An 11,952-nucleotide genomic window follows, 5' to 3' on the forward strand; every position below is an offset into this window, starting at 1 on the left:
GGCGACCCCGTCATTCCTCGAGCGCCTGATAGGTCCGGCGGACGAACCGGGGCTGCGCGGCCTGCATCTTCGCCATCGACGTGTTGCCCGCGACGGCTGCCGCGGCGGTGTCGGGGCTCAGGTCCGGCAGGTTCTGGATCAGGTAGATCATGATGCGGTCCACCGACGGATCGGCCTGCCACCACGTGCCGTAGGCACCGGGCCAGCTGAAGGTCCCGAGCCCACCGGGACCGTAGAGCTGGCGGGACTGGGCCGGGTCGGTGACCACCGACAGGTTCAGCCCGAAGCCGCGGCCGCGCCAGAACGGCATGCCCAGGAACGGGACCCGCTTCTGTTCGTCGGTCAACCGATTGGTGCGCATCGACGCGACCGACTCCGGCGACAGCACGCGGACGCCGTCGAGCGAGCCACCCGCCAGGAGCATGCGGGCGAACGCCAGGTAGTCGTCGGCCGTCGACCACAGCCCCGCACCGCCGGCGCAGAACGTGGGCAGCGTGACCGGAGCGGGCCCCATCGCGTCGTCCCGGAGCACCGGGTCACCGGCGCCTGCGGTCTCGAGCTTGTACATCGTGGCGGCGCGCCGCCGACCCTCGTGGGTCACGGCGAAGCCGGTGTCCGTCATGCCCAGGGGCCCGAAGATCCTGTCCGACAGCACCTCTGCGAGCGGCCTGCCCTCGATGCGCGACACCGCGATGCCCAGGACGTCGGTGGCGTGGCTGTAGGTCATCCGGTCGCCGGGCTGGTGTGCCAGGGGGAGCGCCGCCACCTCGGCCAGCCAGCGGTCCTGGTCCTGCCGGAACATCAGCTTCCCGTAGGCGCGGTTGAGCGGCGGGCCCACCGAGAACGCGTACGCCAGGCCGCTGCGGTGGGTCATCAGGTCGTCGAAGGTGATGGGCCGTCGCGCGGGGACCGTCCGGTCGAGCGGTCCGCTCGGGTCGGCCAGCACGCGGACGTCGGCCAGCTCGGGCAGCCACGGGGTCACCGGGTCGTCCAGCGCGAATCTGCCCTCCTCAACGAGCGCCATCGCGGCGGCGACGGTCACGGGCTTGGTCATCGACGCGATGCGGAAGATGGTGTCGCGTTGCATCGGGAGGCCGGCGCCGACGTCGCGGTGACCGAGTTCGTTGACCTGCAGGACGCGGCCCGCCTGCCACACCAGGGTGACGGCACCGGCGAGGAGGCCGGCGTCGATCACCTCCTGAATGGACGCCTGGTTCCCGTCGAGATTCACCCGCGCCAGCCTAGCGAGCGGTGCAGGGCGCGACGGTGTCCGAGGCCACTCTCGCCGATCGGGGGACGCCCCGCCGGTGGTGATAGAGTCCCGGCAGTTCGACGTCCTTTAACGATCCGTCCCGAGAGGCGGAGAAGGAGGTCCGGGTACACCCATGCCCACCTCGACCGGCGCTGCCGACGCAGACCGGGAGTTGATGTCCGCGGCGGACGTGAGCCGCACCATCTCCCGCATCGCACACCAGATCATCGAGAAGACCGCCCTGGGCGGTCCTGACGCCCCCCGCGTGGTCCTGCTCGGCATCCCCACCCGTGGCGTGACCCTGGCATCTCGGCTGGCGCACAACATCGCCGAGTTCTCCGGCGTGCCGGTTCAGGCGGGTGCCCTCGACGTGACGCTCTACCGCGACGACCTGATGTCCAAGCCACCGCGCGCGCTCGCCGTGACCACCATCCCGGACGGCGGCGTCGACGGCGCGATCGTGGTCCTCGTCGACGACGTGCTGTACTCCGGTCGCACCGTGCGCGCAGCCCTCGACGCCTTGCGCGACGTGGGGCGGCCGCGGGCCGTCCAACTCGCGGTCTTCGTCGACCGCGGCCACCGCGAACTGCCGATCCGCGCCGACTACGTCGGCAAGAACGTGCCGACCTCCCGTCACGACAACGTGAAGGTTCGTCTCGCCGAGCACGACGGCCACGAGGGCGTGACGATCGCGAGCACCGGAGGTCCCAACCGTGACTAGGCACCTGCTGTCCGTCGCCGACCTCGGCCGCGACGAGGCGACCGCGATCCTCGACGACGCCGACCGGTTCCGGGAGGCACTCGTCGGCCGCGAGGTGAAGAAGCTGCCGACGCTGCGTGGCCGCACCGTCATCACGATGTTCTACGAGAACTCGACCCGGACCCGGGTGTCGTTCGAGGTCGCCGGCAAGTGGATGAGCGCCGACGTCATCAACGTCAGTTCGTCGGGATCGTCGGTGGCCAAGGGGGAGTCGCTGCGCGACACCGCGCTGACGCTGCGCGCGGCGGGTGCGGACGCGCTGATCATCCGTCACCCGGCATCCGGTGCGGCCCAGCAGCTCTCGCAGTGGACGGCGGAACCCGACGGTGCGGGCCCGTCGATCATCAACGCGGGCGACGGGATGCACGAACACCCGACGCAGGCGCTGCTCGACGCCCTCACCATCCGCCAGCGCCTGGGCTCCATCGAGGGCAGGCGGGTCGTCATCGTCGGCGACGTCCTGCACAGTCGTGTCGCGCGGTCCAACGTGCTGCTGCTGGCGACGCTCGGCGCCGAGGTGGTCCTGGTCGCCCCGCCGACCCTGCTGCCCACCGGCGTCTCGACCTGGCCGGTGACCGTGTCGCACGACCTCGACGCGGAACTGCCCGGCGCGGACGTGGTGCTGATGCTGAGGGTGCAGGCCGAGCGCATGAACGGCGGGTTCTTCCCGTCCGCCCGGGAGTACTCGGTGCGCTACGGGCTGTCCGACCGGCGTCTCGCTCGGCTGTCGGACGACGTGGTGGTGCTGCATCCGGGTCCGATGCTGCGCGGCATGGAGATCGCGTCTTCGGTGGCCGATTCCTCGCAATCGGCGGTCCTGCAACAGGTCTCGAACGGAGTTCACGTGCGGATGGCGGTCCTGTTTCATCTCCTGGTGGGCAGCGGCGCGGAGGTGACCGCATGAGCCTTCTGATCAGGGGCGTCCGCCTCTACGGCGAGGGCGACCCCGTCGACGTGCTGGTCTCCGACGGCCAGATCGCCGAGATCGGACCGGACCTGACCGCGGCCGACGGCGCCGACGTCGTGGACGCCCACGGGCAGATCCTGCTGCCCGGCTTCGTCGACCTGCACACCCATCTGCGCGAGCCCGGCCGGGAGTACGCCGAGGACATCGAAACCGGTTCGGCCGCTGCGGCTCTGGGTGGGTACACCGCGGTGTTCGCGATGGCCAACACCGATCCCGTCGCCGACACCGCCGTCGTCACCGACCACGTCTGGCACCGCGGCCAGGAGGTCGGGCTCGTCGACGTGCACCCCGTCGGCGCGGTGACGGTGGGGCTGGGCGGCGAGCAGCTCACCGAGATGGGCCTCATGGCCGCCGGTGTCGGCAGGGTCCGGATGTTCTCCGACGACGGCATCTGCGTCGACGACCCGCTGGTGATGCGCCGCGCGCTGGAGTACGCCACGGGGCTCGGCGTGCTCATCGCCCAGCATGCCGAGGAGCCGAGGCTGACCGTCGGCGCCGTCGCCCACGAGGGTCCCAACGCCGCACGGCTCGGCCTGATGGGCTGGCCGCGCGCCGCCGAGGAGTCGATCGTGGTGCGCGACGCCCTGCTGGCCCGCGACGCCGGAGCCCGCGTGCACATCTGCCACGCATCCACCGCGGGCACGGTCGAACTGCTCAGATGGGCCAAGGAGCAGGGCATCTCGATCACCGCGGAGGTCACCCCACACCACCTGCTGCTCGACGACGCCCGCCTCGCGGACTACGACGGCCGCAACCGGGTGAACCCGCCGCTGCGGGAGGCCAGCGACGCCCTGGCGCTGCGGCAGGCACTCGCCGACGGTGTGATCGACTGCGTCGCCACCGATCACGCGCCACACGCCGACCACGAGAAGATGTGCGAATTCGCCTCGGCGCGACCGGGGATGCTGGGTCTGCAGACCGCGCTGTCCGTCGTGGCCGAGACGATGGTGGGCACCGGTCTGCTGACGTGGCGCGACGTCGCACGGGTGATGAGCGAGGCGCCCGCGGCCATCGTCGGTCTGCCCGACCAGGGCCGCCCGCTGGCGGTCGGCGAGCCGGCCAACCTCACCGTCGTCGATCCCGACGCCACGTGGACGGTCACGGGGTCGGCGCTGGCCAGCAGGTCGGACAACACGCCGTACGAGGCGATGACGCTGCCCGCCGTCGTCACGCTGACGACGTTGCGCGGCACGGTGACGGCGCGGGACGGCAAGGCGGTTCACCCGTGAACACGCCCACGCTGATCGCGTCGTTCGTCCTGGCCGCCGTGCTCGCGGTGCTCATCGCCTTCTTCATCCGGCAGATGATGCGAGGGTGGCTGCGCCGGGCGCAGCGTCAGGCCGAACTGATCGGCACGCTGCCTCCGATGCCGGACACCGTGGGCCCCGCGCTCATCCCCGCGACCCGCGGGCTCTACGTCGGCAGCACCCTCGCGCCCAGCTGGCAGGACCGGGTCGCGGTGGGCGATCTGGGTTTTCGGAGCAAGGCCGTCCTCACGCGCTACCCGGAGGGAATCATGCTGCAGCGCACGGGAGCCAGCCCGATCTGGATTCCCGACGAGTCCATCACCGCCATCCGCACCGAACGCGGCATCGCCGGCAAGGCCCTCACGCACGAGGGCGTCCTGGCCATCCGCTGGACACTGCCCTCGGGCACCGAGATCGACACCGGGTTCCGCAGCGACGACCGTCGCGAACTCGCCAACTGGGTACAGGAGGACGCGACATGAGCGAGCAGCGAAGCGGATCGCGCATTGAACCGCGCGGCCCGAAGGCACTGCTGGTACTCGACGACGGCCGGGTCTTCACCGGCACCGCGTTCGGCGCCGTCGGCCAGACGCTCGGCGAGGCGGTCTTCTCCACCGGCATGTCCGGCTACCAGGAGACGCTGACCGATCCGAGCTACTACGGCCAGATCGTGGTGGCCACGGCGCCCCAGATCGGCAACACCGGCTGGAATCACGAGGACGCCGAGAGTCGCGGCGACAAGATCTGGGTGTCCGGTTACGCGGTGCGCGACCCCTCGCCGCGCGCGTCCAACTGGCGCGCCACCGGCACCCTCGACGACGAACTCGCCCGCCAGGGCATCGTCGGCATCGCCGGCATCGACACCCGCGCGGTGGTGCGCCACCTGCGTACGGTCGGGTCGATGAAGGCGGGCGTCTTCAGCGGGGACGCTGCCGACGCACCCGTCGACGAACTGCTCGAGCGGGTACGCAACCAGCCGTCGATGCTGGGCGCCGACCTCGCCGGGGCGGTCAGCACCGACGCCGCCTACGTCGTGGACCCCGTTGGTGGACACCGGCTCACCGTCGCGGCGCTCGACCTCGGCATCAAGACCAACACGCCGCGCAACTTCTCCGACCGGGGGATCCGCACCCACGTCCTGCCGTCCAGTGCGACGTTCGAGCAGATCGCCGAGATCACACCCGACGGGTTCTTCCTGTCCAACGGTCCGGGCGACCCGGCCACGGCCGACCACGTCGTCGCCGTCACCCAGGAGGTGCTGAACGCGGGCATCCCGCTGTTCGGGATCTGCTTCGGCAACCAGTTGCTCGGCCGCGCATTGGGCCGCTCGACGTACAAGATGACGTTCGGCCACCGCGGCATCAACATCCCCGTGATGGACCACCTCACCGGACGCGTCGCCGTCACCGCACAGAACCACGGGTTCGCGCTCGAGGGCGAGGCCGGCGAGGAGTTCGACACGCCGTTCGGCCGCGCGGTGGTGAGCCACACCTGCGCCAACGACGGTGTGGTGGAGGGCATTCGGCTGCTCGACGGACGTGCGTTCTCGGTGCAGTACCACCCGGAGGCGGCCGCCGGGCCGCACGACGCGAACTACCTGTTCGACGACTTCGTCGAACTCATGGCAGGGGAGAAGAGCTAGATGCCACGCCGCACGGACCTCAGTCACGTCCTGGTCATCGGATCGGGTCCCATCGTCATCGGCCAGGCCGCCGAGTTCGACTACTCGGGCACGCAGGCCTGCCGGGTGCTGCGCGCCGAGGGCCTGCAGGTGACGCTGATCAACTCGAACCCGGCGTCGATCATGACCGACCCCGAGTACGCCGACAACACCTACGTCGAGCCGATCACCGCGGCCTTCGTCGAGAAGGTCATCGCCCAGCAAGCCGAGCGCGGCAACAAGATCGACGCGCTGCTCGCCACCCTCGGCGGCCAGACCGCGCTCAACACCGCCGTCGCCCTGGCGGAGAACGGCGCCCTCGAGCGCTACGACGTCGAGCTGATCGGTGCCGACTTCGAAGCCATCCAGCGCGGCGAGGACCGGCAGAAGTTCAAGGACATCGTCGCCAAGGTCGGCGGCGAGTCGGCCAAGTCGCGGGTCTGCTTCACCATGGACGAGGTCCGCGAGACCGTCGAGGACCTCGGGTTGCCGGTCGTCGTGCGACCGTCCTTCACGATGGGCGGCCTGGGCTCGGGCATGGCCTACTCGGCCGAGGACGTCGAACGGATGGCCGGGGACGGACTCACCGCCTCCCCGTCGGCGAACGTGCTCATCGAGGAATCCATCTACGGCTGGAAGGAGTTCGAACTCGAGTTGATGCGCGACGGCAAGGACAACGTCGTCGTCGTCTGTTCGATCGAGAACTTCGACCCGATGGGCGTGCACACCGGCGACTCGGTGACGGTCGCCCCGGCGATGACGCTGACCGACCGCGAGTACCAGACGATGCGCGACCTCGGCATCGCGATCCTGCGCGAGGTCGGCGTCGACACGGGTGGCTGCAACATCCAGTTCGCCATCGACCCCGCCGACGGACGCCTCATCGTCATCGAGATGAACCCGCGGGTGTCGCGGTCGAGCGCGTTGGCCTCCAAGGCGACCGGCTTCCCGATCGCGAAGATCGCCGCCAAGCTGGCGATCGGCTACACCCTCGACGAGATCGTCAACGACATCACCAAGGAGACGCCGGCCTGCTTCGAGCCGACGCTCGACTACGTGGTCGTGAAGGCGCCCCGCTTCGCGTTCGAGAAGTTTCCCGGCGCCGACCCGACGCTGACCACCACGATGAAGTCGGTCGGTGAGGCGATGTCACTGGGGCGCAACTTCATCGAGGCGCTCGGCAAGGTCATGCGGTCGCTGGAGGCGGGGCGCACCGGCTTCTGGACCAAGGCCGACCCCGACCTCACGGTCGAGGAGTTGTTGACCCGGCTGCGGACGCCCACCGACGGCAGGCTCTACGACATCGAGATGGCGCTGCGCTTGGGCGCCAGCGTCGAGACGGTCGCCGAGGCGTCCGGCGTCGACCCGTGGTTCGTCGACCAGATCAACGGCCTGGTGGCGCTGTGGACCGACCTGCGCGCCGCACCCGTCCTCGACGAGGAGCTGCTGAGGCGGGCCAAGCACAGCGGGCTGTCCGACCGCCAGATCGCCGCCCTGCGCGACGAGCTCGCCGGGGAGATGGGCGTCCGCGCGCTGCGCCAGCGCCTCGGCATCCACCCGGTGTACAAGACCGTCGACACGTGCGCCGCGGAGTTCGAGGCCAAGACGCCGTACCACTACAGCAGCTACGAACTCGACCCGTCGGCCGAGACCGAGGTGGCGCCGCAGACCGAGAAGCCCAAGGTGCTGATCCTGGGCTCCGGGCCCAACCGCATCGGCCAGGGCATCGAGTTCGACTACAGCTGCGTGCACGCCGCGACCACGCTCAGCGAGGCCGGCTTCGAGACCGTGATGATCAACTGCAATCCCGAGACGGTGTCGACCGACTACGACACCGCCGACCGGCTGTACTTCGAGCCCCTCACGTTCGAGGACGTCCTCGAGGTGTACCGGGCCGAGCAGATCTCCGGGGAGGGCGGTCCCGGCGTGGTCGGGGTGATCGTGCAGTTGGGCGGGCAGACGCCGCTCAGCCTCGCCGAGAAGCTCGAGCAGGCCGGCGTCCCGATCGTCGGCACGCCGCCGAAGGCGATCGACCTGGCCGAGGACCGGGGCGCGTTCGGCGAGGTGCTGAACAATGCGGGGCTGCCTGCGCCCCGGTTCGGCACGGCCACCAGCTTCGACCAGGCCCGCAAGATCGCCGCCGAGATCGGCTACCCGGTCCTCGTCCGGCCGTCCTACGTGCTCGGCGGACGCGGCATGGAGATCGTCTATGACGAGGAGACGCTCGAGGGCTACATCACCCGGGCCACCGAGTTGTCCCCCGAGCATCCGGTGCTCGTCGACCGGTTCCTCGAGGACGCCATCGAGATCGACGTCGACGCGCTGTGCGACGGCACGGAGGTCTACATCGGCGGCGTGATGGAGCACATCGAGGAGGCCGGCATCCACTCCGGCGACTCGGCCTGCGCGCTGCCGCCGGTGACCCTGGGCCGCCAGGACATCGAGTCGGTGCGGCGGGCCACCGAGGCCATCGCCCACGGCGTCGGCGTCATCGGCCTGCTCAACGTGCAGTACGCGCTGAAGGACGACGTCCTCTACGTCCTGGAGGCCAACCCGCGGGCCAGCCGCACGGTGCCGTTCGTGTCGAAGGCGACCGCGGTGCCGCTGGCCAAGGCGTGCGCACGGGTGATGCTCGGCGCGACGATCGCCCAACTCCGCGAGGAGGGCGTGCTGCTGCGCACCGGTGACGGTGCCAGCATCTCGCCGGGTGCACCCATCGCGGTCAAGGAGGCCGTGCTGCCCTTCAACCGGTTCCGCAAGACCGACGGGTCGCAGGTCGATTCGCTGCTCGGCCCGGAGATGAAGTCGACGGGCGAGGTCATGGGCATCGACCGCGACTTCGGCACCGCGTTCGCCAAGAGCCAGACCGCCGCCTACGGGTCGCTGCCGTCGAGCGGCACGGTGTTCGTGTCGGTGGCCAACCGCGACAAGCGGTCGCTGGTGTTCCCGGTGAAGCGGCTCGCCGACCTCGGCTTCCGCGTGCTGGCGACCGAGGGCACCGCGGAGATGCTGCGCCGCAACGGGATTCCGTGCGACGAGGTGCGCAAGCACTTCGAGGAGGCGACCCCCGACCGGCCGGCGATGTCGGCCGTCGAGGCGATCCGCGCCGGCGAGGTCGACATGGTCATCAACACCCCGTACGGCAACTCGGGACCACGCATCGACGGCTACGAGATCCGCTCGGCGGCGGTCGCGATGAACATCCCCTGCGTGACGACGGTGCAGGGTGCGTCGGCGGCGGTGCAGGGCATCGAGGCGGGCATCCGCGGCGACATCGGCGTCCGGTCGCTGCAGGAGCTGCACAGCTCACTCGGCGCCCAGCAGTGACGGCGTTCGGGACGCGGTTGGCCGCGGCGACCGCGGCGAGGGGGCCGCTGTGCCTCGGCATCGACCCGCATCCCGAGCTGCTCGCGGCGTGGGGGCTGACCGCCGACGCCCGCGGGCTGCGCGCGTTCAGCCAGGCGTGCATCGAGGCGTTCGCGGGCTTCGCCGTCGTCAAGCCGCAGGTCGCCTTCTTCGAGGCCTACGGCGCCGCGGGCTTCCTGGTGCTCGAGGAGACCATGGCCGCGCTGCGCCGCGACGGCGTGCTGGTGCTCGCCGACGCCAAGCGCGGCGACATCGGCACCACGATGGCCGCCTACGCGGCGGCCTGGGCCGGTGAGTCACCGCTGGCCTGCGATGCCGTCACCGCGTCGCCCTATCTCGGCTTCGGGTCACTGCGGCCGCTCCTCGACACCGCCGAGGCGAACGACCGCGGCGTCTTCGTGCTCGCCGCGACGTCCAACCCGGAGGGCGCGGAGGTGCAGCGCGCAGTGGAGGGCGGACGCACGGTGGCGCAGACCATCGTCGATCACGCCGGCGCGGAGAACGCGCGCACCGGCACGGGGTCCGTCGGCGTGGTGGTGGGCGCGACGCTGGCCGACGTCCCCGATCTGAGCGATCTCGGCGGACCCGTCCTGATCCCCGGGGTCGGTGCGCAGGGCGGGCGGCCCGAGTCGCTGGCACACCTCGGCGGAGCGGCCGCGGGAACGCTGCTGCCCGCCGTCTCGCGTGAGGTGCTCCGCGCGGGCCCCGACGTCGCCGCCCTGCGCACCGCCGGTGAGCGGATGCGTGACGCGGTGGCCTACCTGCGCCCCTGACGGACGGGATTCGTCACAGCGGGATCCAGGTGCCGAGGAACCAGAAACCCCAGCCTGCGCCGTTGCCCGCCTGCATGGGGGTGACCTGCTGGCCGTTCCAGTTGAACGGCTGATGGTCCCGACGGCCCTGATCGGGGCCGCGGTTCTGCCAACCGGCGGGGGCGCGGTTGGGACCCTGGTCCTGGCAGGTCGGGGCGCCCGGCGCGTTGCACGGCCTGCCCGGATCGGCCGACGCCGATCCGGCGCCGAGGAGGGCGCCGAGGCCGACTCCGAGTGCGATCGTCGATGCGCCCAGCGCTCGCGTGAAGGTCATGTCCTGGTCTCCATCTACTTCGGTGCGGCGCGAATTCGCCGCACGTCCGAGACGCTAGGAACGGCTCGTGGGAGATCCCCGTGGACGGGTTAGGCGGCAGCTGTGCGTCCGGTCTCGGGTCGGTCACCATCGAACGTCGCGGCGATCGCGACGGTGGTGCAGAACTCGGTGAGATGGGCGCGAGTTCTGCGTAGACGTCGTCGGGCCACCTCGTGCACGACGTTGGTGCAGATCTCGACGGAAGTGCGCGCGACCCGCCACGAGTGGTCGACGTGACCGGAGTAACGGCTGTTACGGACGTGGCGTTGGGCCGTGTCCGATCAAGGTCACGACACGCCCGACACGCGGTGACCAGCGAGAATTCTGAAAAGCGAGGTCGTGGGGACTCGCGTCGGCCGCGCCGGCGAACTCGCCGATCGACGCGATTGCCGGGCGGATCCTCGAAAACCCCAGATGAACAGGCATGTCGGCGGTTAGTGGGGGATGGGCACCGCGACGCCCGCGCTGCTCGCAATGACCCCACGTCGCCCGCTCGCGCGTTACACGCTGGAAAAACGGCTCCCCGAAGCGGGGGTGGGGTTAGCTTTCGTCAGCCAGCGTGGGTACGGTCGTCCACGCTGGCTGGTTCTACCAGTCAAGACACAACATTTGACGGCAAGAGACGGAGGAAACCGTGGCCCTTCCCCAGTTGACCGACGAGCAGCGCGCGGCAGCGTTGGAGAAGGCTGCTGCCGCACGTCGAGCACGAGCTGAGCTCAAAGATCGGCTCAAGCGCGGCGGCACCAACCTCAAGCAGGTCCTCAAGGACGCCGAGTCCGACGAGGTCTTGGGCAAGATGAAGGTCTCCGCACTTCTGGAGGCTCTGCCCAAGGTCGGCAAGGTCAAGGCGCAGGAGATCATGACCGAACTGGAGATCGCACCGACCCGCCGCCTGCGCGGCCTCGGCGATCGCCAGCGCAAGGCCCTCCTGGAGAAGTTCGACTTCACCAGCGACTAGGTACTACGTGTTCGTCGGCCGAGGGGCCGGACGGCCATGACACACGTCGTGGTGCTGTCCGGTCCCTCTGCTGTCGGCAAGTCCAGCGTCGTGCGATGTCTGCGCGAACGGCTTCCCGATTTGCACTTCAGCGTCTCCGCCACGACCAGGGCCCCGCGCCCCGGCGAGGTGGACGGCGTCGACTACGCGTTCGTCACCGCCGACCGGTTCCAGCAGCTGATCGACGATGGCGCCCTCCTCGAGTGGGCGGACATCCACGGCGGGCTGCACCGGTCGGGCACGCCGGCGGAGCCCGTGCGAGCCGCCGCCGCGGCAGGCCACCCCGTGCTGATCGAGGTCGACCTCGCCGGCGCCAGGGCGGTCAAGGCCGCGATGCCCGAGGCGATCTCGGTGTTCCTCGCGCCGCCGGACTGGCAGTCGCTCGAGCAGCGTCTCACCGGCCGGGGGACCGAGAGCGCGGAGGTCATGGCGCGCCGACTGGCCACCGCGCGGACCGAACTCGCAGCCCAGGACAGCTTCGACACGGTGGTCGTCAACGCACAATTGGAGTCCGCGTGCGCTGAATTGGTATCCTTGCTGGTGGGCCGTTGACGGTCCGGGTCCAAAAGGTGCCCGGA

General features: G+C 70.4%; 11 protein-coding genes. 9 read left to right on the forward strand and 2 right to left on the reverse strand.

Translation table 11 applies throughout. The features are described from left to right. Positions 1–10: 10 nt before the first annotated feature. Positions 11–1,231 (reverse strand): serine hydrolase domain-containing protein, encoded by a 1,221-nt coding sequence (locus G6N64_RS18545; RefSeq protein WP_163798573.1) that lies wholly within the window; start codon positions 1,229–1,231, stop codon positions 11–13. Between the two features lie 154 nt (positions 1,232–1,385). On the opposite strand from G6N64_RS18545, the gene pyrR reads away from it, so the two are divergent. Genes pyrR through pyrF form a run of 7 tightly spaced genes read left to right on the forward strand, consistent with a single transcriptional unit; the run spans position 1,386 to position 10,025 of the window. Further along, entirely contained in the window at positions 1,386–1,973 is a 588-nt protein-coding gene (gene pyrR / locus G6N64_RS18550) for a bifunctional pyr operon transcriptional regulator/uracil phosphoribosyltransferase PyrR (RefSeq protein WP_163798575.1), read from the forward strand. Continuing rightward, on the forward strand, positions 1,966–2,916 hold the full coding sequence (locus G6N64_RS18555; protein WP_163798577.1) for an aspartate carbamoyltransferase catalytic subunit: 951 nt from the start codon (positions 1,966–1,968) through the stop codon (positions 2,914–2,916). The genes pyrR and G6N64_RS18555 overlap by 8 nt, the downstream gene beginning before the upstream one ends. Then, on the forward strand, positions 2,913–4,208 hold the full coding sequence (locus tag G6N64_RS18560; RefSeq protein ID WP_163798579.1) for a dihydroorotase: 1,296 nt from the start codon (positions 2,913–2,915) through the stop codon (positions 4,206–4,208). Before G6N64_RS18555 ends, G6N64_RS18560 begins: the two co-directional genes overlap by 4 nt. Beyond that, on the forward strand, positions 4,205–4,708 hold the full coding sequence (locus G6N64_RS18565; RefSeq protein ID WP_163798582.1) for a PH-like domain-containing protein: 504 nt from the start codon (positions 4,205–4,207) through the stop codon (positions 4,706–4,708). Before G6N64_RS18560 ends, G6N64_RS18565 begins: the two co-directional genes overlap by 4 nt. Next, positions 4,705–5,868 carry a glutamine-hydrolyzing carbamoyl-phosphate synthase small subunit gene (gene carA, locus G6N64_RS18570; RefSeq protein ID WP_163798584.1) on the forward strand — a complete coding sequence of 388 codons (1,164 nt, stop codon included), beginning with the start codon at positions 4,705–4,707 and terminating at the stop codon, positions 5,866–5,868. The genes G6N64_RS18565 and carA overlap by 4 nt, the downstream gene beginning before the upstream one ends. After that, entirely contained in the window at positions 5,869–9,213 is a 3,345-nt protein-coding gene (gene carB, locus G6N64_RS18575; protein WP_163798586.1) for a carbamoyl-phosphate synthase large subunit, read from the forward strand. Continuing rightward, a complete protein-coding gene (gene pyrF / locus G6N64_RS18580) occupies positions 9,210–10,025 on the forward strand; it encodes an orotidine-5'-phosphate decarboxylase (protein WP_163798588.1) in 816 nt (271 codons plus the stop codon). Before carB ends, pyrF begins: the two co-directional genes overlap by 4 nt. Positions 10,026–10,038: 13 nt before the next feature. Here pyrF and G6N64_RS18585 read toward each other — a convergent pair whose 3' ends face one another. After that, positions 10,039–10,338, reverse strand: a complete 300-nt coding sequence (locus tag G6N64_RS18585; protein WP_163798590.1) for a hypothetical protein — start codon at positions 10,336–10,338, stop codon at positions 10,039–10,041. Between the two features lie 673 nt (positions 10,339–11,011). Here G6N64_RS18585 and mihF point away from each other — a divergent pair. Together mihF and gmk are read left to right on the forward strand one after the other, a co-directional pair. Further along, a complete protein-coding gene (gene mihF, locus G6N64_RS18590) occupies positions 11,012–11,335 on the forward strand; it encodes an integration host factor, actinobacterial type (protein ID WP_029116997.1) in 324 nt (107 codons plus the stop codon). 36 nt (positions 11,336–11,371) lie between these two features. Continuing rightward, a complete protein-coding gene (gene gmk, locus G6N64_RS18595; protein ID WP_163798591.1) occupies positions 11,372–11,926 on the forward strand; it encodes a guanylate kinase in 555 nt (184 codons plus the stop codon). Positions 11,927–11,952: the final 26 nt, after the last annotated feature.

It is taken from the genome of Mycolicibacterium sediminis (assembly GCF_010731735.1).
Classification (GTDB): domain Bacteria; phylum Actinomycetota; class Actinomycetes; order Mycobacteriales; family Mycobacteriaceae; genus Mycobacterium; species Mycobacterium sediminis.